The sequence below is a fragment of the Rhizobium sp. LCM 4573 genome (genome assembly GCF_001854865.1).
Classification (GTDB): Bacteria; Pseudomonadota; Alphaproteobacteria; order Rhizobiales; family Rhizobiaceae; genus Neorhizobium.
Map to the genome: position 1 here is coordinate 300,660 of NZ_MDDW01000029.1, position 21,904 is coordinate 322,563.

Annotated in this window: 25 protein-coding genes; 17 read left to right on the forward strand and 8 right to left on the reverse strand. The window is 63.0% G+C overall.

Features of this window, described 5'->3' with window-relative positions:
* Positions 1-13: 13 nt before the first annotated feature.
* Positions 14-259: a type II toxin-antitoxin system ParD family antitoxin gene (locus tag LCM4573_RS26025; RefSeq protein WP_071009485.1), complete on the reverse strand. Its 246-nt coding sequence runs from the start codon at positions 257-259 to the stop codon at positions 14-16.
* 62 nt (positions 260-321) lie between these two features.
* A complete protein-coding gene (locus LCM4573_RS26030; RefSeq protein WP_071009486.1) occupies positions 322-843 on the reverse strand; it encodes a MarR family winged helix-turn-helix transcriptional regulator in 522 nt (173 codons plus the stop codon).
* Positions 844-965: 122 nt separating this feature from the next.
* On the opposite strand from LCM4573_RS26030, the gene LCM4573_RS26035 reads away from it, so the two are divergent.
* From LCM4573_RS26035 to LCM4573_RS26050, 3 genes are all read left to right on the forward strand, one after another.
* The gene (locus tag LCM4573_RS26035) at positions 966-2,477 is read left to right on the forward strand and encodes an MDR family MFS transporter (RefSeq protein ID WP_071009487.1); all 1,512 of its coding nucleotides are present in this window, start codon (positions 966-968) and stop codon (positions 2,475-2,477) included.
* 139 nt (positions 2,478-2,616) lie between these two features.
* Positions 2,617-3,627 (forward strand): ligase-associated DNA damage response exonuclease, encoded by a 1,011-nt coding sequence (locus LCM4573_RS26040; protein WP_071009488.1) that lies wholly within the window; start codon positions 2,617-2,619, stop codon positions 3,625-3,627.
* 211 nt (positions 3,628-3,838) lie between these two features.
* The gene (locus LCM4573_RS26050) at positions 3,839-5,479 is read left to right on the forward strand and encodes a cisplatin damage response ATP-dependent DNA ligase (protein ID WP_071009490.1); all 1,641 of its coding nucleotides are present in this window, start codon (positions 3,839-3,841) and stop codon (positions 5,477-5,479) included.
* Here LCM4573_RS26050 and LCM4573_RS26055 read toward each other — a convergent pair.
* A complete protein-coding gene (locus tag LCM4573_RS26055) occupies positions 5,476-6,366 on the reverse strand; it encodes an NAD(P)/FAD-dependent oxidoreductase (RefSeq protein WP_071009491.1) in 891 nt (296 codons plus the stop codon). The two genes, LCM4573_RS26050 and LCM4573_RS26055, sit on opposite strands and share 4 nt — an antisense overlap.
* Positions 6,367-6,509: 143 nt before the next feature.
* On the opposite strand from LCM4573_RS26055, the gene LCM4573_RS26060 reads away from it, so the two are divergent.
* Entirely contained in the window at positions 6,510-6,998 is a 489-nt protein-coding gene (locus tag LCM4573_RS26060; protein ID WP_071009597.1) for an Rrf2 family transcriptional regulator, read from the forward strand.
* Positions 6,999-7,047: 49 nt separating this feature from the next.
* On the opposite strand, the gene LCM4573_RS26065 is transcribed toward LCM4573_RS26060, so the two are convergent.
* Positions 7,048-7,887: an oxidoreductase gene (locus LCM4573_RS26065; protein ID WP_071009492.1), complete on the reverse strand. Its 840-nt coding sequence runs from the start codon at positions 7,885-7,887 to the stop codon at positions 7,048-7,050.
* Between the two features lie 123 nt (positions 7,888-8,010).
* On the opposite strand from LCM4573_RS26065, the gene LCM4573_RS26070 reads away from it, so the two are divergent.
* From LCM4573_RS26070 to LCM4573_RS26085, 4 genes are all read left to right on the forward strand, one after another.
* Positions 8,011-8,907: a LysR family transcriptional regulator gene (locus tag LCM4573_RS26070; protein WP_071009493.1), complete on the forward strand. Its 897-nt coding sequence runs from the start codon at positions 8,011-8,013 to the stop codon at positions 8,905-8,907.
* A 78-nt stretch (positions 8,908-8,985) separates the two neighbouring features.
* Positions 8,986-9,795 carry a L,D-transpeptidase gene (locus LCM4573_RS26075; RefSeq protein WP_071009494.1) on the forward strand — a complete coding sequence of 270 codons (810 nt, stop codon included), beginning with the start codon at positions 8,986-8,988 and terminating at the stop codon, positions 9,793-9,795.
* A 249-nt stretch (positions 9,796-10,044) separates the two neighbouring features.
* A complete protein-coding gene (locus LCM4573_RS26080) occupies positions 10,045-10,779 on the forward strand; it encodes a L,D-transpeptidase (RefSeq protein WP_071009495.1) in 735 nt (244 codons plus the stop codon).
* A gap of 61 nt (positions 10,780-10,840) precedes the next feature.
* A complete protein-coding gene (locus LCM4573_RS26085) occupies positions 10,841-11,728 on the forward strand; it encodes an aminoglycoside phosphotransferase family protein (protein ID WP_083347633.1) in 888 nt (295 codons plus the stop codon).
* Here the strand turns inward: LCM4573_RS26085 and LCM4573_RS26090 are convergent, their stop codons facing one another.
* Positions 11,729-12,196, reverse strand: a complete 468-nt coding sequence (locus LCM4573_RS26090) for a MarR family winged helix-turn-helix transcriptional regulator (RefSeq protein WP_071009497.1) — start codon at positions 12,194-12,196, stop codon at positions 11,729-11,731. It abuts the gene before it with no gap.
* Between the two features lie 143 nt (positions 12,197-12,339).
* On the opposite strand from LCM4573_RS26090, the gene LCM4573_RS26095 reads away from it, so the two are divergent.
* The 3 genes from LCM4573_RS26095 (at position 12,340) to LCM4573_RS26105 (ending at position 13,975) form a co-directional block, all read left to right on the forward strand.
* Positions 12,340-12,762, forward strand: coding sequence for an organic hydroperoxide resistance protein (locus LCM4573_RS26095; protein ID WP_071009498.1), 423 nt, complete (start codon positions 12,340-12,342; stop codon positions 12,760-12,762).
* Between the two features lie 96 nt (positions 12,763-12,858).
* Complete coding sequence (locus LCM4573_RS26100) at positions 12,859-13,257, forward strand: MbcA/ParS/Xre antitoxin family protein (protein WP_071009499.1); 399 nt, start codon at positions 12,859-12,861, stop codon at positions 13,255-13,257.
* Positions 13,217-13,975, forward strand: coding sequence for an RES family NAD+ phosphorylase (locus LCM4573_RS26105; RefSeq protein WP_071009500.1), 759 nt, complete (start codon positions 13,217-13,219; stop codon positions 13,973-13,975). Before LCM4573_RS26100 ends, LCM4573_RS26105 begins: the two co-directional genes overlap by 41 nt.
* Here the strand turns inward: LCM4573_RS26105 and LCM4573_RS26110 are convergent.
* A complete protein-coding gene (locus LCM4573_RS26110; protein WP_071009598.1) occupies positions 13,968-14,420 on the reverse strand; it encodes a MarR family winged helix-turn-helix transcriptional regulator in 453 nt (150 codons plus the stop codon). The genes LCM4573_RS26105 and LCM4573_RS26110 overlap by 8 nt on opposite strands.
* A 53-nt stretch (positions 14,421-14,473) precedes the next feature.
* On the opposite strand from LCM4573_RS26110, the gene LCM4573_RS26115 reads away from it, so the two are divergent.
* The 5 genes from LCM4573_RS26115 to LCM4573_RS26135 all read left to right on the forward strand — a co-directional run bounded on the left by LCM4573_RS26115 (position 14,474) and on the right by LCM4573_RS26135 (position 17,927).
* On the forward strand, positions 14,474-15,229 hold the full coding sequence (locus tag LCM4573_RS26115) for a thioredoxin family protein (protein ID WP_071009501.1): 756 nt from the start codon (positions 14,474-14,476) through the stop codon (positions 15,227-15,229).
* A 41-nt stretch (positions 15,230-15,270) separates the two neighbouring features.
* Positions 15,271-15,741 carry a DUF1579 domain-containing protein gene (locus LCM4573_RS26120; RefSeq protein WP_071009599.1) on the forward strand — a complete coding sequence of 157 codons (471 nt, stop codon included), beginning with the start codon at positions 15,271-15,273 and terminating at the stop codon, positions 15,739-15,741.
* Positions 15,742-15,779: 38 nt separating this feature from the next.
* Positions 15,780-16,592, forward strand: coding sequence for a VOC family protein (locus LCM4573_RS26125; protein ID WP_071009502.1), 813 nt, complete (start codon positions 15,780-15,782; stop codon positions 16,590-16,592).
* Between the two features lie 93 nt (positions 16,593-16,685).
* Positions 16,686-17,087: a nuclear transport factor 2 family protein gene (locus tag LCM4573_RS26130; RefSeq protein WP_071009503.1), complete on the forward strand. Its 402-nt coding sequence runs from the start codon at positions 16,686-16,688 to the stop codon at positions 17,085-17,087.
* 93 nt (positions 17,088-17,180) lie between these two features.
* Complete coding sequence (locus LCM4573_RS26135) at positions 17,181-17,927, forward strand: sulfite exporter TauE/SafE family protein (RefSeq protein WP_071009504.1); 747 nt, start codon at positions 17,181-17,183, stop codon at positions 17,925-17,927.
* Positions 17,928-17,930: 3 nt separating this feature from the next.
* Here LCM4573_RS26135 and LCM4573_RS26140 read toward each other — a convergent pair whose 3' ends face one another.
* Positions 17,931-18,872: a LysR family transcriptional regulator gene (locus tag LCM4573_RS26140; protein WP_071009505.1), complete on the reverse strand. Its 942-nt coding sequence runs from the start codon at positions 18,870-18,872 to the stop codon at positions 17,931-17,933.
* Positions 18,873-19,004: 132 nt separating this feature from the next.
* Between LCM4573_RS26140 and LCM4573_RS26145 the strand changes: the two genes are divergently transcribed.
* On the forward strand, positions 19,005-20,303 hold the full coding sequence (locus LCM4573_RS26145) for a beta-propeller fold lactonase family protein (protein WP_157895538.1): 1,299 nt from the start codon (positions 19,005-19,007) through the stop codon (positions 20,301-20,303).
* A 21-nt stretch (positions 20,304-20,324) separates the two neighbouring features.
* Here LCM4573_RS26145 and LCM4573_RS26150 read toward each other — a convergent pair whose 3' ends face one another.
* The gene (locus LCM4573_RS26150; RefSeq protein WP_071009507.1) at positions 20,325-21,866 is read right to left on the reverse strand and encodes a helicase HerA-like C-terminal domain-containing protein; all 1,542 of its coding nucleotides are present in this window, start codon (positions 21,864-21,866) and stop codon (positions 20,325-20,327) included.
* Positions 21,867-21,904: the final 38 nt, after the last annotated feature.

Genomic DNA, 21,904 nt, shown 5'->3' on the forward strand with positions numbered 1-21,904 from the left:
GCAACGGAGGCAATCAGTAACCCTCTCTACGCAAGTCTTCTGCCGCTACCCGCAAGGCCGCATCCACCTCCTCGTCCGTGAAGCTTCCGCCCGCCGCGATCGATTGCTGGATTGTTTCTCTGAGCGCGGCAAGCTTGGTCTCGCGCTCTTCCACAAGGCGCAGGCCTTCGCGTACGACTTCGCTGGCCGAGCCGTAGCGCCCGTCCTGCACAGCCTGTTCGATGAATTTTTCCCAGCGCTGGCCGACCGAGACATTCATGGCGCACCTCATCATGCCATAACAATTTATGCGCAAATGATAGCATAAACGTGTCGGCGCTTCTAGCTCTCCGAACGGTCGCCTGTCAGGTGAACCGCTTCGAACCGTGTGACGAATTTCTCGAAGAGTACGGAAAAGGCCGCGACATCTTCAGCCGGCCAATCCTCGAGCACATCCATCAGCAGCGATTGCTTGACGGCGCGCACTTCGCTGATCAGCCGCTCCCCGAGTTCGGTCCGCTCGATCAGCGAGCGCCGTCCATCCGCCTGGGAAGCCGTGCGGCGAACGACGCCGCGCGTTACCAGCTCTGCCACCATGCGGCTGCCGCGCGACGGATCGATGCGCATGGCCTCGGCGATCGCGCCGACGGTCGCTTCCCCGCCCGCCTTGTCGATCCGTTTCATCACGTCGAGCACGTCCAGATGCGAGACATCGAGCCCTGGAACGACATTGGCGATCGCCATGCGGCCGATAATGCGGCGGCGGATGAGCAGCCGCATGCGCGTCAGCGTATCGCCGATGCGGGCGATCTCTTCTCCCTTGCCGGTCGCGGTTTTCTCTCGTCTCGTCACGCTCTCGTTCATGGCGCGACCATAGCAAAGCGTGCCGGCCGATCAAGACAAGTTGTTGCGTGCACCAAACATTTGCCATTGACAGTTATATGCTAAAAGCACATAAATTTGGTGCTCACTTCCGGAAAGTTATCATGGACATGAATTATTCGGCGCCCCCGCCGCTCGTCTCCAGCCATGGCCTGCGGCTGGCCGTTTTCCTTTTTCTGATGATGGCATTATTCATGGCGACGCTGGACAACCAGATCGTTTCCACGGCTCTTCCCACCATCGTCGGCGATTTCGGCGAGCTGGAACGTTTCGGCTGGGTAGGGTCGGCCTATCTGCTTGCGACGAGCGCGGTGATGCCGGTCTACGGCAAGCTCGGCGATCTCTTCGGCCGCAAATACGTGATGATGGCCGCCGTCCTCATCTTCGTGCTCGGCTCGGTTCTTTGCGGCCTTGCCTGGTCGATGGATTCGCTGATCGCCGCCCGCGTCGTCCAGGGGCTTGGCGGCGGCGGCATCATGGTGTCGATCTTCTCCATCAATGCGGAGCTTTTCGAGCCGCGGGAACGGGCGAGATATCAGAGCTATTCCAGCCTCGTGTTGATGGCTTCGGGAACCGTCGGCCCGACGCTTGGCGGCACCATGAGCGATCTCTTCGGCTGGCGGTCGATCTTCCTGATCAACCTGCCGATCGGTATCATCGTATTGACCGGTCTTGTGCTTCTGCTTCCCTATCGCCGTCCCGCGCGCCGGCCGAAGATCGATTACGGGGGAGCCGTGCTGCTTGCCGCCGCGGTAGCGAGCGTTGTGCTCTGGGCCGATTCCGCGCAGATATTCGGCTCGCTCCTTGCCTGGCAGTCGCTCGCCATCATCGGCCTCGGCGCGCTCTGCGCCTTCCTGTGGGTCAAGGTGGAGGCCCGCGTGTCGGAGCCGATCATCCCCCTGAAGCTCTTTCGGGATTCCACCTTCTCGCTATTCCTCGTGATCTCGCTGATGACCGGCGGGGTGGCGATCGGAATGGTGAACTATTTCGCGTTTTTCCTGCAGACGACGACGGGCTTGACGCCCACCACGGCCGGCCTGTTCTTCATCGCCACCACCGGCGGCATCGCCCTTGGCTCGCTGACGGCCGGACGGCTGATCTCGATGACCGGCCGCTACAAGCCCTTCGTCGTCATCGGCTTGACGCTCAACATGACGGTATTGGCCATATTCTCGCAGATCGGCGCCGGCACGCCGCTCATCATCGTGGCTCTCTTGATGCTGCTGCAGGGGCTGGCGATCGGCTTCGGCCAGCAGGCGCCGATCATCGGCGTCCAGAACAGCGCGCCGCGTGCCGATGTCGGCGCAGCCACCGGCGCTGTGACTCTCACCCGCATGGGCGGCGCGGCGATCGCAATCTCCATCTATGGCGCGATCATCGGTTCCCAGGTCGGCCACGCGGCCATCGATCTGCCGGGCGCCGGGCGGTTGGCGGAGATGACGCCCAAGATGATGGCGGAATTGCCGGAGTCGACGCGTCATGCAATCGCCGAGATCTATTCCGCTGCCTTTACGCCGCTTTTCCTGACCGGCGCCTGCATCGCGGCGATCGGCCTTGTCGCGGCGCTCGCCTTGAAGCCGGTACGCCTCCCACCCGCGGGCGATAGGGGGCACTGACCTTTCAAACAGCCGCTTTCGCTCTACAGCAATTCCAGGAAAAGTGGAACCGGTTTTCCATCCGGAATTGCAGGAAAACTAAAGAGATAGAGCGTTTCTGCGGCTTGGAGAAAAGTGAAAGCGCTCTATTTTGGGCCGCATGAAACCCGAGGTGCTGCTTCATCCCACCCCGGCCGGGCTCTTCTGCCCCATCGGCCGCTTCCATGTCGATCCGGTGCGCCCCGTCGAGCGGGCGCTCGTCACGCATGGCCATTCGGATCACGCCCGCGCCGGCCATAGCAAGGTGCTGGCGACCCGCCAGACGCTCGACATCATGCGGCTGCGCTATGGGGAAGGGTTTGCAGGCTCCGAGCAGGCGGTTTCCTTCGGCGAGGAGATCGATATCGACGGCGTGCGGGTGAGTTTTCACCCCGCCGGTCATGTGCTCGGTTCGGCTCAGATCGTCGTTGAGCGGGAAGGGCTCCGGATCGTCGTCTCGGGAGATTACAAGCGGGGCATCGATCCCACTTGCGAGCCTTTCGTGCCGATGGCCTGCGATGTCTTCATCACCGAGGCGACCTTCGGCCTACCGGTCTTCCACCATCCCGATCCGAAAGAGGAGATTGGCAAGCTCTTCACCTCGCTGAAACAGTTTCCCGAACGCAGCCACCTCATTGGCGCCTATGCGCTCGGCAAGGCGCAGCGCGTCATTCGGCTGATCCGCGATCGCGGCTATCACGAACCGATCTTCATCCACGGCGCGCTGGCGAGGCTCTGCGATTATTATCAGGGCGAGGGCATCGATCTCGGCGATATCCGCCCGGCCACGATCGAAGGAAGCAGCCCGGAAACCTTCCGCGGCTCCGTCATCGTCGGTCCGCCGTCGGCCTTTCAGGACCGTTGGGCGCGACGCTTCAACGAGCCGCTCGTCGCCTTTGCCTCCGGCTGGATGATGGTGCGCCAGCGCGCCAAGCAGGGCGGCGTTGAGCTGCCGCTGGTGATCTCCGACCATTGCGACTGGCCGGAGCTTCTGTCGACCATAGAGGAGATCGGCCCTTCCGAGGTTTGGGTGACGCATGGACGCGAGGAGGCTCTGGTGCGCTGGTGCGAGCTGAAGGGGATTCCCGCCCGCCCGCTGCATCTGGTGGGCTATGAGGACGAGGGGGATTGATGGTGATCTCTTTCCGCTTTCTGAAAGTGAAGTCCCCTCCCCAACCCCTCCCCACAAGGGGGAGGCGCTTTGGTGCCATGTTCGCTCGTCCAGGGAAAGCTGACTTGCGGCGTTCGGTTTCGAGGGAGCGGCAAGGCATGCCGCGAGTCTTCTCCCCCCTTGTGGGGGAGATGGCCGGCAGGCCAGAGGGGGACTTTGCGGAGCGAGCGCCATGAAAGCCTTCGCAACCCTCCTCGACCGCCTCGTCCTCACCCCGTCGCGCAACGGCAAGCTGAAACTGCTGGCCGATTATTTTCGTGATACGCCTGATCCCGATCGCGGTTATGGCCTTGCGGCGCTCGCCGGCGCGCTCGACTTGAAGAACGTCAAGCCGGCCATGCTGCGCGATCTGGTGCTGGAGCGCATGGACCCGATCCTCTTCCAGTATTCCTACGATTACGTGGGAGATCTCGCCGAAACCATCTCGCTCGTATGGGATGCCGAGGAGAAGGACGATAYGACCGACGAGGAGCAGCCGCGGCTCGGGGAGGTCGTCATGAAAATGAACTCGCTCGGCCGTACCGAGGTACGCTCGGCCGTGCGCGATCTCCTCGACCGGCTCGACCCCTCCAGCCGCTTTGCCTTCCTGAAACTCGCCACCGGCTCTCTGCGCATCGGCGTTTCCGCAAGGCTCGCCAAGCAAGCCTTGTCCGATATGAGTGGCGTCGGGGAAAACAAAAGGGATGTGACCGAGATCGAGACCCTCTGGCATGGCCTCGTGCCGCCCTATGAACCGCTTTTTGCTTGGCTGGAGGGCAGGGCGGAGAAACCGGTGCTCGCGACCCCGGCAATCTTCCATTCCGTCATGCTCGCCAACCCGGTTGAGGAGGGCGATCTCGAAAAGCTCGATCCGGCGGATTACGCCGCCGAATGGAAATGGGATGGCATCCGCGTCCAGATGTCGAGCTATGGCGGTACGCGCAAGCTCTATTCCCGCTCCGGCGACGATATCTCGGGCGCGTTTCCGGATATCATCGATGCCATCAGCTTCGAGGGTGTCATCGACGGCGAGCTACTTGTCGGCGGCACGATGCGCTCCAACAGCCCGACGCGCACCTTTTCCGATCTGCAGCAGCGGCTGAACCGCAAGACGGTGACCACGAAGATGCTGGAGGAATATCCGGCCTTCGTGCGCGCCTACGATCTGCTCTTCGAAGGGGACCTGGATATCCGAGCCGAGGGTTTCTTGGAGCGCCGGCGGCGGCTTTCGGAGGTCATCGACAGGGCGCCGCATGATCGGTTCGATCTTTCGGATCTCGTGCCCTTCTCCACCTGGTCGGAACTGGAAGCCCTGCGCCGCACGCCGCCCTATCCGGTCATCGAAGGCGTGATGATCAAGAGGAAGGACAGTCCTTATCAGGCCGGCCGGCTGAAGGGCCCATGGTTCAAGTGGAAGCGCGACCCCTACAATATCGATGCGGTGATGCTTTACGCGCAGCGCGGCCACGGCAAGCGCTCGAGCTACTATTCCGATTTCACCTTCGGTGTATGGGCCGAAACTCCGGACGGCGAGGAGCTGGTGCCGGTCGGCAAGGCCTATTTCGGCTTCACCGATGCCGAGCTGGAAGTGCTGGATAAATTCGTGCGCGACAATACCGTCGATCGCTTCGGCCCGGTGCGAGCCGTCCGCGCCGAGCCGGATTTCGGCTTCGTGCTGGAAGTCGCCTTCGAAGGCATCAACCGCTCCACGCGCCACAAGTCGGGCGTTGCCATGCGCTTCCCGCGCATCGCCCGGCTGAGGCAGGACAAGCTTCCGCGCGATGCCGACCGGCTCTCGACGCTGACCGCCATGGTGGAGGCGAAGGGTTCTTAATCCTCCCGGAATATCAGCGACTGATGGGTCGCGGCGCCGGCGATATTGCCGTCCGCAACCGCGATGGGGACCGATCCCGCGGGGCGGGTGGCGTCGCCGCAGGCAAAGACGCCGGAGACGGTGGTTTCCTTCATCTGGCTGGTTTTGATGAAGTGGAGGAGAGGGGACTCCTCGAATTCGCAGCCGAGCTGTTCGGCAAGCCCGCTTGCAATGCGCGACTGCGGCAGCACGAACAGGCCGGCGAAGGAGGCGGTTCTTCCGTCGGTGAAGTGGAGGTCGGCCCGGCCCGTAATCTTCTCGATCTGCGCTTCCTCGATCCCGACGCTCCGGCGCGCAAGCTGCGCGCGCTGCTCCTCGTCGGGCGAGAAGGCGCCGTTGAGCAGGAAGGTTGTCGGCCCCCAGTCCGGCAGCATCATCGCGTGATGCATGGAGATTTCCGACACGGCGATCACGCCGACATTCCCTTGATTCAGCTCATATCCGTGGCAATAGGGGCAATGGAAGACCGAGCGTCCCCAGCGCTCCTCAAGGCCCGGAACATCCGGCAGGCTATCGACGACGCCCGTTGCCAGTACGAGCCGCCGCGCCGAAATGCGCCGGCCGTCACTCGTCTTAACCGAAAATCCGGAACCGGCTTTCTCAGCTTCTTCGGCTCGCCCATCCAGCCATTCTACCGTTTCGTAACGCCGAAGCTGCTCGCGGGCATCCGCCACGATATCCTGCGGCGGGCGACCATCCTGTCCGAGAAAGCCGTGGGAATGGGAGACGAAGCGGTTGCGACGCAAACCCTCGTCAATGATGAGGGTTCGCCTGCGGGCGCGGCCGAGCTGAAGTGCGGCGGAAAGGCCGGCAAAGCTGCCGCCCACGATGATTGCGTCATAGGACATCAGAAACTTCCTTTCTTTATTTCGACACAACATAAGTTACATGAAATCCCTTCGTCAATGGGTTTGTAACTTTTGTTGTTGCGTAAGGCGCATTCCTGTAGGATGGGATGGATAGATCGATCGAGAAAGATGAAGGACTGACGATGAGACAGGACAGCCGGCTTTCGCGCATGCTGCATGTGCTGATCCATATGAACCGGCACGAAGGTTCCGCGACGTCGGAGGCGATCGCCGGCATGCTGAATGCCAACCCGGTGGTGATCCGCCGCACCATGGCCGGGCTTCGGGAGAAAGGCTATGTCCGCTCGGAAAAAGGCCATGGCGGCGGCTGGACCCTCAGCCGGCCGCTGGCGGAGCTCACCCTGCTCGATGTCTATCAGGCGATCGGCGAGCCGCCCGTATTTGCTGTCGGTCCCGCCTGTGACCAGCCGGAATGCCTTGTCGAGCAGGCTGTCAATGCGGCGCTCGGTGACGCGCTGGCGGAGGCGGAGAAGCTGCTTCTCGAGCGCTTCGGTGATGTGACGCTGGCCGATATCGCCCGTGATTTCGACGAGCGGATGGCCAAGACCGGCCGCGACGTCTCCCATGAGGGAGCCGAGTGCCGCGCGCGGCACGTGTCGGCAAAAGCATAGCCGGACGAGAGAGTGCTCGCCCGGCCAATTGATCTTTCATCCTGCAGCTTTATTCGACCCGCGTATCGAGCCCCACCTTTTCCCATTCGGCCAGATCCTGCAGCAGCTGTTCCGCATGGGCGCGGACGGCTGAAACCGCATCTGCGCCGAGCTGCAGGCGAAGCGGCATTTTCTCCGCCTTGAGGGCACGGTCGATGGCGTGGGCCGCCTTTGCGGGGTCGCCTTCCTGCGTGCCGTGCATGCCGTGGGCGAAATCCCGCGTGCCGCCGATGACGTTGCGATAGGCATCCATGACCGGCATGTGCTTCAGCGCATCCGCCGCGAAGCCCGTGCGGAAGGCGCCCGGTTCCACGACCAGCACCTTGATTCCGAAGGGCGCGACCTCCTGCGCAAGAGCCTCGCTCATACCCTCGAGGGCGAACTTCGATGCCGAATAGGCGCTGAAACCGCCGAAGGAGAGCTGTCCGCCAAGGCTGGAAATGTTGACGATTGCGCCGCTTTTCTGCGCCCGCATCTGCGGCAGGACGGCCTTGGTGACCGAAACCGCGCCAAAAAAGTTGGTTTCCATCTGAGCGCGGAATTCCTCGTCCGGGGTCTCTTCGACCGCGCCGACGATGCCGTAGCCGGCATTGTTGATCAGCACGTCGATCCGGCCGAAGCGGTCGACGGCGGCCTTGACGGCAGTTTCCGGATCGCCGGCGGCGGTGACGTCGAGCTTATGGACCAGCACCCGTTCGGGAGCGAGCGCGGCAAGCGCCTCCAGCTTGGCTGGGGTGCGGGCGGTCGCGACCACATTGTAGCCCTGCTCGATGGCGTAGCGGGCGAAGGCCATGCCGAAACCGGAAGAGGCGCCGGTGATGAACCAGGTGGTGTTTGCTGCATTGCTCATGACGATTTCCTTTGTTTGTCTCTGACGTCCCGCATGTCCCGCGGTATGGACAGGAGATTGCAGCAAGGAATGGAGTTCGATAAGCTGGCTTAATTCGCATGAGTTATGCGATTTGGTGCATGAATGGATCGAGACCTTCTCCCACATCTGCCGGTCGTTATCGCCGTCGCCCGTCATCGTGGCTTCGCACCGGCCGCTGCCGCGCTCAACATGAGCCCGTCGGCGGTGAGCCACGCGGTTCGAACAGTCGAGGACAGGCTTGGCGAACCGCTGTTTGCCCGCACGACCAGAAGCGTTTCGCTGACGGAGGCCGGCAGCCGCTTTCTCGCGGGTGTCGGGCCGGCACTCGATGATATCGGTAAGACCTTCGAGGGACTGACGGCAGATCGCGGCGAGGTGACGGGGCTGCTCAGGATCAACGCGCCGCGCGTGGCGATCGGCATGGCGCTGACCCCCATTCTGGCGAAGCTCGCCTGGGCGCATCCGCGGCTGACAGTGGAAGTTCACACCAACGATGCCTTCGTGGATATCGTCGCGCAGGGCTTCGATGCGGGCATCCGGCTCGGCATCGCCGTGCAGCAGGATATGGTCGCCGTGCGCCTGACGCCGCCCTTCAAGGCTATCCTCGTCGCCGCACCTGATTATGTCGAGGCGCGGGGTGAACCGCGGTCCATCGCCGATCTTTCGGCGCACAACTGCATCGGTTTCCGGATGCTCGGCTCCGGCGGGCTCTATGAATGGGAAGTTGTCGATCAGGGCAGGGACGTCTCCGTCCACACGGCGGGCACCGCTGTCGTAACGGATGCGACCTATGCCCGCGATCTCGCGCTTTCCGGTGTTGGCATCGCCTATATCTTCGAGCCTCTGGTGCGTCACGATATTCGCGAGGGCCGCCTCAAGTGGCTGCTGCCGGAAACCGCGGTCGAGGAGGATGGGCTGTTCCTCTATTATCCCCGCCGTGCCTCGCTGGCGCCGAAGCTGCGCGCCTTCATCGAGGTGGCGCGGCAATCAAGGCGTTGAAGAATAGATTTCGTCAGCTTCGCGCCAGTTGGCTTTGGCATGATCACTTCCGACGTCATCTGCCGGAAGTGGGTTTCCATGCCATCACCTCATCAGCCTCTTCGCCGAATCCTTGCGCTGCTTTCGGTCTCGGTCTCCTCGATCCCGCTGAGCGGCTGCCTTTTCGTCACCGATACGAGCCGCATGAACCCCGACGTCTTCGTGCAGGAGACGGCGCCGGTCTTCTACAATCCCTATTACGCTGCGCCGGTGCAGCCGCAGCCGGTGCCGACGCGGGAGCCGATCCCGCAGAAGCGCAACCTTTACCAGACCCAGTTCCATCAGACTTATGGTCTGCCGGTCTCCAATCCCGTCCACCGCACCATGTATGGCGTGCTGCAGGACGAGGGGCACACGCTGCCGGCCATTCCTTATTCCCGGATAGAATCCCGCTTCCTGCGTCAGGAGGTGTCCTATCAGACGGCCGAGGCGCCGGGCACGATCGTGGTCGATACGCGCGAGCGCTATCTTTATCTCGTGCAGCCGGGCGGCAAGGCGATCCGCTACGGGGTCGGCCTCGGCAGGGACGGCTACGCCTGGTCGGGGCGCGGCAAGATCCAGTGGAAGGCGAAATGGCCGCGCTGGACCCCGCCGCAGGACATGGTCGAACGCCAGCCGGAACTGCGCCAGTTCGCGGGCGGCGCGACCCCCGGCCTCAACAACCCGCTCGGCGCCCGCGCCCTCTATATCTTCAAGGACGGCAAGGACACGCTCTATCGCGTCCACGGCACGCCGGATTGGCAGTCTGTCGGCAAGGCGACCTCCTCGGGCTGCGTGCGCATGCTGAACCAGGATGTCATCGATCTCTTCGAGCGCGTGCCTGCGGGCGCCGAGATCGTGGTTATCTGACAACACCCGCGCGACACTTCCATCCGTTCACGCGAATGTGCCTGGCGGACGTCGTCCGCCGGGCGCATTTGCTTTGCTACAGAGTATCGGCTAAGCGGGCCAAGTGCTTCCGGGTTCGGTGGCGTGTGGGCTTCCTTAGCGAAGCGTAAACCATGGGGTGGTAGCCCTGTCTGCGGCTGGAACTTTTTCCTGCCTCCTGCCGTTGACGAGGCCGACATCAGCATTACCAAGACGGGTGGTCTTCCCAGAATGAGTCTCACCACTTCCTATTCCCGCCGGAGCGTTCTCACATTTCTGGCAGGCGGAGCGGCTTCCACACTTGCCGGCTGCGCATCGACCGCGCCGCGCCCACAGCTCATCGCCTCCTATCCGGCGCCGGTCGCCCCGACGCCCGCTGCCTTCGCCCCGCCCCCGGTGGACGCCGGCGGCTCGGCAGAGCTCGACGCCATGTACGGCACGATGACGGATGGCGGTTTCGTCATTCCGGCCGTGCCCTACCAGAAGATCAATCCGCGCTATTATCGCCAGCGCGTGGTCGATCCGACGGGTGAGCGGCCGGGCACGGTGGTGGTTGATACCGCCTCGCGCTTCCTCTATCTCGTCGAACCCGGCGGCTCGGCCATGCGCTACGGCGTCGGCATCGGCCGCGAGGGCTTCGCCTGGCAGGGCGAGGGCGTCATCCAGTGGCGGCAGAAATGGCCGAAATGGACGCCGCCGAACGAAATGATCGCCCGCCAGCCGGAGCTTGCAAAATACTCGGCCGACAATGGCGGCATGCCGCCGGGGCTGCGCAATCCGCTCGGCGCCCGCGCGCTTTATATCTTCCAGAATGGCCAGGATACGCTCTACCGCCTGCACGGCTCGCCGGAATGGCAATCCATCGGCACTGCGGCCTCTTCCGGCTGCGTGCGGCTGATGAACCAGGACGTCATCGATCTCTACGACCGTGTGCCGACCAAGGCCCGCATCGTCGTCTGGCAGTAAGCGCCTTCACATTCCCGTCGTGAGGCGGTGTTAGCGCCTGTCCGGCATCGTGGGGGAGCGCATGGCGGAAATCGATACGAAACTGGTCGAAAGCCTGGTGGCGGAACAGTTTCTGCAATGGGCCGATCTGCCGGTGCGTCCCGTCGCCAATGGCGGCTGGGACAACCGCACCTTCCACCTCGGCGATCATATGTCGGTTCGGCTGCCGAGCGCCGAGCATTATGTCGCGCAGGTGGAGAAGGAGCATCGCTGGCTGCCGGAACTGGCCTCCTCCCTGCCTCTGCCGATCCCGGCGCCGCTGGCAAAGGGAAGGCCGGGTTGCGGCTATCCCTGGCCCTGGTCGGTCTATCGCTGGATCGAAGGCGAGCGGGCAAGCCGCTCCGCAATTGCTGATCTCACCGCCTTCGCGGAGGATTTGGCGGATTTCCTGATCGCGCTGTGGAAGATCGATGCCTCGGCAGGCCCTGCCGCCGGCGTGCACAACTTTCACCGCGGCGGCTCGCTCGCCGTCTATGATGGCGGGACGCGGGCGGCACTTGCTGTTCTTGCCGATGAAGTGGACGTGCCGCTGCTGACGGAAATCTGGGAAAGGGCGCTTGCCAGCCGCTGGCGGGAGAAGCCCGTCTGGGTGCATGGCGATATCGCCGAGGGCAATCTCCTGGTACGGAACGGCCGGCTTTCCGCCGTCATCGATTTCGGCAGTTCCGGCGTCGGCGACCCGTCTTCCGATCTGGTCATCGCCTGGACGCTGTTCGACCGGCCGGCGCGCAAGGCATTCCGCAGCCGATTGAACCTCGACCTGCAGACCTGGGAGAGGGGGCGGGGATGGGCGCTATGGAAGGCGCTGATCACTATTGCCGAACACCGGGAGAGCGATCGGCAAAAGGCGGATGTCCATCGCCGCTGGATCGACGGGATCGTCGCGGATCACCTGGGCGCCGACGCTTGACTAGCCGCTCGCGCTCCGAAGCCTCTCCCTCAGCGCCTTCAAGGCGTCCCTCAGTGCGGCGACCTCGTCCAGTCCGCAGCCGAGCGCTTCGCCGATGGCACTGGCGACGTGTTCGGCTTGAGCCTTCATTTCGGCGCCCTTCGGCGTGAGCGAGATATGTACCTGCCGCTCATCCTTGCGGTCGCGCTTGCGCCTGACGAGGTCGGCCTGTTCCAGCCGCTTGAGGAGAGGGGAGAGCGTGCCGGAATCAAGCCCGAGCCGCTCGCCGATCGCCTTTACCGGCTGGCCGTCCTCCTCCCACAGCGCCAGCATGACGAGATATTGCGGATAGGTCAGGCCCAGAGGCTCCAGCAGCGGCTTGTAGGCTCGGTTGAAGGCATGCGCCGCGCCGTAGATCGCGAAACAGAGCTGGCCGTCGAGGCTGATCCCGACATTCTGCGTGTCGCTGTTTTTCGGTTTTTTCTGCATCTGAACTCCTGACTTCGGCGCCAAGCTCTCTATTTCGTCATTGTCGCAGGCTTGACGGCAAAGCACAATGCGCATAACTATATTGTGCGCAATTGAATTGCGATCAATTAAAATTTGCCTCGCTCTCAGGAAGGAGACCCAAGATGGCCATTCTCTATACGACCAAGGCTTCCGCCACCGGCGGCCGCGCCGGCCGCGCCGTTTCCGAAAACGGCGTCCTCGATGTCACGCTCACCGTGCCGAAGGAACTCGGCGGTGATGGCGCCACCGGCACCAATCCCGAACAGCTTTTCGCCGCCGGCTATTCGGCCTGCTTCCTGGGGGCGCTGAAGAATGTCGCCGGCAAGGAAAAGGTGAAGATCCCGGAAGATGCCAAGGTCACCGCCACCGTCGGCATCGGCCCGCGCGACGACGGCACCGGCTTCGGCATCGAAGTCTCGCTGCTGGTCGATATCCCCGGCATGGACAGGGCCCAGGCGGAAGATCTGGTCGCCAAGGCCCACATCGTCTGCCCTTACAGCCACGCCATGCGCACCTCGACGGAAGTTCCGGTCAAGGTGGCCTGATGCGCCTTACCTCCCCTCTCAAGGGGGAGGTAACCTCCATCCTCCTTGTTTTCCGCAAGTTTGGTGCTATATTCTTTCCATGGAAAGGAAGTAGCCATGACTTTGCGGCAGAAAGTGGCTCCCCCTCCGACGCGCGAAGGTGCGTCCCAGGAAGGGATGGTGGTAACCAAGGCGGCGGTGAACGCAGCTGAACGGCTCGGTCTCAACGCGCGCATACTCGGCGCGGTGGTCGGCGTATCGGAAGCTTCCGTCTCGCGCATGAAGCGGCAGGATCACCAGTTGGAAAAGGGCACGAAACCCTTCGAACTGGCGCTTCTGCTCATCCGGCTGTTCCGCTCGCTCGATGCCATTACCGGCGGTGACGACATGGTCGCCCGCCAATGGCTGCGCAACGAAAATTCGGCGCTCGGCGGCGTGCCGGCTCAGAAAATCCTCACCGTTTCCGGCCTCACCGATGTCCTTGCCTATCTGGATGCCCGCCGCGCTCTCGTCTGAGGCGCGGCGCATCTCCGGCCGCTTCTGGCGCCTGGTGGAGGCGCAGCACCGGGTATCGACCATGAAGCTCGTCGATACGGTAGAGGAGCAGGCGCTTCTGGAAAACCTGCTGGAGGAGACGAAGCCCTCCTATCCGCCCGAATGCGAGGGGCTGGATTACCTGCTGGCCACGCCCTTCCGCTATGGCGCCGCCTATCCGCACGGCTCGCGCTTCCGCCGGGCGGGGCGAACGCTCGGCGTCTTCTATGCGGCCGCGGCCGTCACCACGGCGATCGCCGAAATGGCCTTCTACCGGCTGCTGTTCTTCGCCGAATCGCCCGCGACGCCCTTTCCCGCCAATGCCGCGGAATACACGGCCTTTGCGGTGCCCGCCGAGACGGAGGCCGGCATCGATCTCACCCTTCCGCCGCTTGATCGGGATCGTGCCCACTGGGAGCACCGCACGGATTATTCGGCCTGCCAGGCTCTGGCGGATGCGGCGCGCGGGGCGGGCATAGAGGCGATCCTCTACCGTTCGGTGCGCGATCCGGAGGGCGGGATGAATGTCGCGCTCCTCACCGCCAGGACATTTGCCGCCAGGGAGCCGGTGGAGCGGCAGACCTGGCGCATCCGCCTGTCCGGGGCAGGCGTTCAGGCGATCCGCGATTTTCCAGTGGTTCGGCTCGGTTTTTCGCGGGCGGATTTCGAAGCCGATCCGCGTCTGCGACCGCCTATTTAACGAGAGCCAGCGTCTCTCTCAGGCGTTCCACGTCGCCGCCGAGTTCRGCATCCAACTCGCCATGCACGCGGACCCAGATCGGCAGCGCCGCCGAAAGCAGCGCCATGCCGTCGTCGGTGAGGCTGAGCAGCTTGCCGCGCCGGTCCTTCGGGTCGACGGCGGTTTTGACGAGCCCGCGCCGCTCCAGCACCTTCAACGCTGCCGTCAGCGTCGTGCGGTCCATGGCGAGCACGTTGACGACCGATCCCATGGAAGCGGGCTCCGGGCGGTTGAGCGACATCATCAGCGAGAACTGGCCGTTCGTCAGTCCGATCGGCTTCATGGCGTTGTCGAAGCGGCGCGCAAGCGCCCGCGCGGCCCGCTGCACGTGCAGACAAAGGCATGTGTCGCGAACATGCAGGGTGGTCGAGAAGGGAATCGGCTCTATTTCGGCAGTGTTTGACAGCATGCGGATAGTATGTTGATATCAACCTATCCTGTCAATGGAGGAGAGAAATCATGGATGCTACCGTATCCCCGAGAAATCCTGTCGTGTCGCGCGAGGAGTGGCTGAAGGCGCGCCGCGATCTCCTGAAGCTCGAAAAGGAAGAGACCCATCTGCGCGACAAGGTTCGGGCCGAACGCCGGGCATTGCCCTGGGTGAAGGTCGACAAGGAGTATGTCTTCGAAACGCCGAAGGGCAGGAAGACGCTCGCCGAACTCTTCGACGGCCGCAGCCAGCTCCTCATCTATCACTTCATGCTCGGCCCGGAATGGGAGGCAGGCTGCACCGGCTGTTCCTTCCTGGCCGATCACCTTGACGGCACGCTGCCGCATCTCAACCATCACGACGTGACGCTGACCGCGGTCTCCCGCGCGCCGCTCGAAAAGATCGAGGCCTACAAGAAGCGCATGGGCTGGAAATTCCCGTGGGTTTCGTCCTTCGGCGGAGACTTCAACTTCGATTATCACGTCTCCTTCACCAGGGAGGATCTGTCGAAGGACAAGGTCTTCTACAATTTCGAGCCCATTCCGCCCGAAGATGCCCATGACGAGCTGCCCGGCCTCTCGGCCTTCTACAAGAACGAGAAGGGCGAGGTGTTCCATACCTATTCCAGCTATGCCCGCGGCGCCGAGGAAATCATAGGAACGCTGATGATCCTCGATCGTGCGCCTTTCGGCCGCAACGAGGGTTCCACCATGGATTTCGTCAAGCGTCACGACGAATACGAGCCGGCGCCGGAAACGCGGGGCTCTTCATCATCTTGCCATTGATCGGGCACAGGATGAACGCGGATAAGGAGGAGGAAACGATCATGATGGAAATGCCGAAACCGCAGGCCGAGCATGGCTTTCTCGAACAGCTCGTCGGGACGTGGGATGTCACCTCCGGGACCATGAGCGGCGATGAGACGTGGACGGAAGTGGTCCGTTCCCTGGGTGGCATCTGGTTCGTGGCCGAGGGCAATGGCCAGATGCCGGGAGGCGGGGATGCCACCACGATCATGACGCTGGGTTACGATCCCGAAAAGGGCAAATATGTCGGCACCTGGCTTGGGTCGATGATGAATTACCTATGGGTTTATGAGGGAGAGCTTTCCGCCGACGGCAAGACGCTCAGCCTCTATACAACCGGTCCGGATATGGAAAATCCGGGAAAGACCGGCGAATACCGCGAGCAGATCACCTTCCAGGACAGAAATAACCGCACCTTCAATTCCAGCGCCAAACAGCCCGATGGGAGCTGGAAACAGTTCATGGAAGCGAGTTATACGCGCAAACACTGAGCGGGCGTGTTCAACAACAACATATGGAGGAAACGGCAATGTTGCAGACCGTTTCGGAATCGCGTTCGAAGACGCATGGCAAGTTCATCTGGTGCGAGCTGATGACGCCCGACACCGCCGCCGCGGGCAAGTTCTATTCCTCGGTGGTCGGCTGGAAGGTCAAACAGGTCGATATGCCCGATATCGACATTCCCTACTTCCTCTTCGAGATGGGGGAGGGCGACAATTGCCCCGGCATCGGCGGCATGTTGAACTTCCCGCCGGAACTGGAGGGCAAGATCCCGCCGAACTGGACCGGCTATGTCGCGGTCGACGATGTCGACCAGACGGCGAAGGAGTTCACCGAACATGGCGGTTCGGTGCAGCGTCCGCCCGAGGATATTCCGGGCATCGGCCGCTTCGCGGTGCTTGCCGATCCGCACGGCGCGGTCATCTGCGTCATGAAGCCCCTGCCGATGGATCAGCCGCCGCAGGAACTTGCCCAGGATGCCGTCGGCGCGGTCGGCTGGCATGAACTCTATGCCGGCGACGGCAAGGAAGCCCTCGATTTCTACGGCAAAGTCTTCGGCTGGACGCTCGATCATGATTTCGACATGGGCGAGATGGGCGTCTATCACATCTTCGCCCACAACGGTCAGATGATCGGCGGCATGATGACCAAACCCGCGGATATGCCCGCCTGCTGGTGCTATTACTTCAACGTCGATGCCATCGATGCGGCCGTCGAGCGTGTGAAAGCCGGCGGCGGCAAGATCCTCATGGGGCCGATGGAGGTTCCCGGCGGCAGCTGGATCATCCAGGGCACCGATCCGCAGGGTGCTTTCTTCGCGCTGAACGCGGCGAAACGGTAACCGCCGAGTTCGATCTTCCCGAGATCGCCAAAGCCCCGCCGCGGTTGCGGCCGTGGCGGGGTGAGCGCGGCTGTGCGAGCAAAGGAGGTTCAAATGGTATCCGAAAGCGAAGAGCAGCGGATCAGGGACATCATCGAAGACTGGGCGAACGCCGTGATGAGCGGGGACCGCGCGAAAATCCTTGCCCGTCACTCGTCCGATCTCCTGATGTTCGACTTTCCCGAAACGATCGAAGGCATCGAAGCCTATGCCAGGACGTGGGATTTCTTCTTTGCCGATCCCAAAGGGCCTATCACGTACCGGCCAACCTCCATGCGGGTGACGGCCGGAAAGGAGGTCGCCTTCGCCGCCTGCACATTCCACTGCGACGGGACTTCGGCCGGTCCGCTGGATTTCAGATTGACGGTCGGCCTGGAGAAACGGGATGGCGAATGGGTCATCACGCATGAGCATCACTCGGTGCCGACGATCGAGGAACGCTTCATCGAAGAATGATGGCAAGGGGTGATGCGATACTTCGATCTTTATCGAAGCATCGGGCATCTTCACGCCTTGAGAAGCGTCCGACCGCCATGACATAACGGCGGCATGACCGAACTTTCTCTTCCCTTCCTTGCCGCCGTTATCGGCACTTTCATCATCGCAGGCCTGGTCAAGGGCGTCACCGGAATGGGGCTTCCGACTGTCGCGATGGGAGTTTTGGGCGCCTTGATCTCGCCGGTCGCGGCGGCGGGCCTGCTGCTCGTCCCTTCCGCCGTCACCAACCTGTGGCAGCTGTTCACCGGGCCGGACTTCATGGCGCTCATCAGAAGGCTCTGGCCGATGATGGCGATGATCGTGGCCGGCACGGTGCCGGGCGCCTTCCTGCTGACGGCCGGCAGCCATCTGACCGTCGCCGCTCTCGGCTTCGTTCTGGTTGCCTACGCGCTCTATTCTCTCTTCGGGAAACAGCCCGTCATACCTTCGAAAGCGGAAAAATGGCTCTCGCCGCTCATCGGCCTTGTGACCGGCGTCATCACCGGCGCCACAGGCGTCTTCGTCATCCCGGCCGTGCCCTATCTTCAGGCGCTGAACCTCGGCCGCGACGATCTCGTGCAGGCGCTCGGGCTTTCCTTCACCGTTTCGACTGGCGCGCTGTTTGCCGGGCTCGCCTGGCACGGCGCCCTCGATCCCGGCAATCTCCTGCTGTCGTCCCTGGCCATCCTGCCGGCGCTTCTCGGCATGTGGGCGGGCCAGGCCCTGCGCAGCCGTATCAGCCCACCGGCCTTCCGGCGCGGCTTTCTGATCTGCCTCGTCCTGCTCGGCGGCGAACTCGCATTGCGGCCGTGGTTTTGAGAATCAGGCCTTCGYGTAAAATCCCGGCTCGGGCTGCATGGCGTCCAGCTTCTCACTTTCGCTGCTTATGACCTGCCGGAGCCAGGCGTGAGCGGGATCACTGTCGTTGCGGCGGTGCCAGAGCATGGTTTCGTTGTAGCCGTCATAATCGAGCGGTACCGGAAAGGAGCGGACGCGCGGCCAGGGCGTCAACCGCACCACCCGCTCGGAGAGGGTGATGATCATGTCCGTCTCGGCGATAATGGCGGGCGCGGCAAGAAAATAGGGAAGGCTCGCCGCCACATGCCTCTTCAGGCCGCGTTCGTCGAGCAGCCGGTCGAGATAGCCCTTCAGGTCGCCCACATGGGTGATGAGAAGATGCGGGTACTTGAGGAATAGATCGAGCGTCAGCTCGTCTCTTATCTCCGGATGGTTTTCCGAAACGAGCGAAATCCAGCTTTCATGGAAGAGGCTGGCCCGTTTCAGTGTCGTGGGCGCATCCGGAAGCAGGGTGATCGCGAGGTCGATTTCTCCGGTCTCCAGCGTCTCCGCAAGCGCTTGCCGATGCATGGAGCGCAGGATGATGGCGACGCGCGGCGCCTCCATCCGCACGCGGGCGATCACCGATGCCATCAGCGTCGCAGCTATGTGGTCTGGTGTGGCGATGCGGAAGGTCCGTCCCGAACGGCCGGGCTGGAATCGGCCATAGCCGCCGAGCGTCTCCTCGATCTGGCGAAGGGCGGAGCGTATGGGATCGGCGAGATCGAGCGCCCGCTCCGTCGGCCGCATGCCTTCGCCGCTGCGCRCGAAAAGATCGTCGCGGAAGAGCGCCCGAAGACGCGCAAGTCGCTTGCTCATGGCCGGCTGGGTCAGGCCGATGCGCGATGCCGCCGCTCCCACGCCCCCCTCGCTGAGGAGCGCATCGAAGGCGACGAGCAGATTGAGATCGACGGCCGAGAGCTTCATGGATCGACGATAGATCGATAATCCCCTCTTATGCCACTCATATGCCTGTGAGGAATATCGGGATGGCCGATATCGATTGGTATCGAAGGAGAGGATTTGCCAGCATCCGCGTGGATCAGCACCGGAGACACCATGATGCACTGGAAATATCTTACTATCTGCCTGTTCGCCTTATTTCCCTCCGCCCTCCATGCGCAGGTACAAATAGGGGAAAATCCGCCATTCCTGGCTGCCTTGTCCGACACGGACATGGTGCCCACCGTGTATGAGACCGGCGCTCTCGGCCCGGCGGACGGGGAAAACCACGACACGCTCTCGATCATCGCCCTGCCTCTTGATGCCGAAGCCGAACCGCGCCACTTCGCGGTCTCCAACTCTACCAACGGGCCGCCGGCCGCACTCACCCTCTCGCCGGATGGACGCTTTGCCCTCGTCGCAGAGACCTACGGACGCCGACCGAGGGACGCCACCCGCCTCGACCAGTTGCCGCAGGGCAAGGTAATCCGATCGATCGATCTGGCCGGGGAGGGAGAGGTCGCGGCTACCGTGGAGATCGGCACCCAGCCGCAGGCGATCAGTCTCAATCCCGCCGGAGACCTTCTTGCCGCCATTACGGTGGACGATGGGCAGGAACTGGCCTTCGTGCCCGTTCGTGAGGGGCGGTTCGGTGCCGTTGTGCGTTTCGGTCTCGGCCTGCCGCCATCGGGCGGCTTCATTCCGCTGAAATCTACCTGGATCGAATGGCATCCGAGCGGCCGCTACATTGCCGTCAATCTCGTGGATCGGGCAGAGGTCGCCTTTTACGAGGTGGTCCGCGATAGCGAGGGCGCCGTGACAGCTATCCAGCCCTGGGGCAACCGCGTCCAGACCAACAAGTTTCCGTTCGTCGGCCGCTTTTCCCCGGATGGCCGCTTCTACATCACATCGGATCTGCAATGGGGTGTCGATACCAAAGGTTTCTTCGGTGTCGAGGAAGGAATTCTGACGACCGTGCGGCTGGCGGGGGAGGGCTCGTCCGGTGAGGCCGCGCTTCATACCGTTCCGCATGTCGCGCTGGGTGGCTGGGCCTCGGAGACCATTCTGTTCAGCCCGGATGGCCGCTTTCTGGTCACGTCCAACCTACGCGGCACCGGCAAAGCCGATGGCGATCGGCAATGGACCGAGGAAGCCTCCCTCAGTCTCCATGAACTCGATCGAGAGACAGGCAGGCTCCATTCCCGCGGCGAATGGCGGTTTCCGGCTGTGCAGCCGCAGGGGCTTGCCTTTTCGAAAGATGGCTCGGTGCTCTATGTCGGCGTCAATCGCTATCGCGGAGGAAACCACGGCGCGGTCGAGATATGGAATCTGGTTACCGAAGGAGGGCCGCGGCTTGAAAGAACCGGCACAACGGTTCGCCTGCCACCGGGCGTTCATACCCTGGCGGCAGGATGACGGTCCGCAAGCGGCAGGGACCTACCGCTTGAAGCTGCCGAGAATGCCGCGCACGATCGCCCGGCCGACCTGGGTGGCGACCGTGCGGGCGACGGACTTCATCGCCGCTTCCACCACGGTCTGGCGCTGCGAGCCGGCGCGGGCGCGGCCACGGGCCGGGGGGGCATCGCCGCCGCCGAAGCCCGGCAGCGACCAGCCGGAACCCGTCGATGCGGTCTGGGCTTCCTCCGCCTCCTTGGCGGCTGCCGCATCCGCTGCCTGCTTGGCGCGGGCGGCCAGCATTTCGAAGGCGGATTCGCGGTCTACGTCCTCGTCATAGAGGCCGAGCACGGGGCTCTTGTCCATCACCGCCTGGCGTTCCTGATCGGTAAGCGGCCCGATGCGGCTCGAAGGCGGCCGGATGAGGGTACGCTCCACCATGGAGGGTGCGCCCTTGCCTTCGAGCGTCGAGACCAGCGCCTCGCCGGTGCCGAGATTGGTGATCGCCGTGGCGCAATCGAAGGCGGGGTTGGGTCGGAAGGTATCGGCTGCCGTCTTCACYGCTTTCTGCTCGCGCGGCGTATAGGCGCGCAACGCATGCTGTATCCGGTTGCCGAGCTGTGCCAGCACCGTTTCCGGAACGTCGAGCGGGTTCTGCGTCACGAAATAGACGCCCACCCCCTTGGAGCGGATGAGGCGTACGACCTGCTCGACGCGCTCGGTGAGCACCTTCGGCGCATCGTTGAAAAGCAGATGCGCCTCGTCGAAGAAGAAGACCAGCTTCGGCTTTTCCGGATCGCCGACTTCCGGCAGTTCCTCGAAGAGTTCCGAGAGCAGCCAGAGCAGGAAGGTGGCGTAGAGCCGCGGGTTCATCATCAGCTTGTCGGCGGCAAGCACCGAGATCTGCCCGTAACCGTTGGTATGGGTGCRCATGATGTCGGTGATCTTCAGCGCCGGCTCGCCGAAGAAATGGGTGGCACCCTGCTGTTCCAGCACCAGAAGCGACCGCTGGATGGAGGCGACGGAAGCCTTGGAAATCTGTCCGAACTGGCCGGAAAGCGCGCTTGCGTTTTCCGCCATGTAGTTGAGGAGGGAGGTGAAGTCCTTGAAGTCGAGAAGCGGCATTCCCGCCTGGTCGGCGATCTTGAAGGCGATGTTGATGACGCCTTCCTGGGGCTCGGAGGCATCCATGAGCCGCGAGAGCAGGAGAGGGCCCATCTCCGCGATCGTGGTGCGCACCCGGTGGCCCTTCTCGCCGAAGAGATCCCAGAAGATCACCGGAAACTGTTCGAAATCGTAATCGGCAAAGCCGATCTGCTCGGCGCGCTTGGCAAGGAAATCCTTGGGCTCGCCCTTGGCGGCAACGCCGGAGAGATCGCCCTTGATGTCTGCGGCGAAGACGGGCACGCCTGCCTTTGAGAAGCCTTCCGCCAGGATCTGCAGCGTCACGGTCTTGCCTGTGCCGGTGGCGCCGGTAATGAGGCCGTGCCGGTTGCCGAACTTCAAATCCAGATATTCTGCTTTGTTGAGCGAATCGTCCGGATTGCGGCTGCCGCCGATGAAGAGTTTACCCGTTTCGTCCATGCAACTATGCGCTCCCTGGCCGCGTGCCGCCATCATAT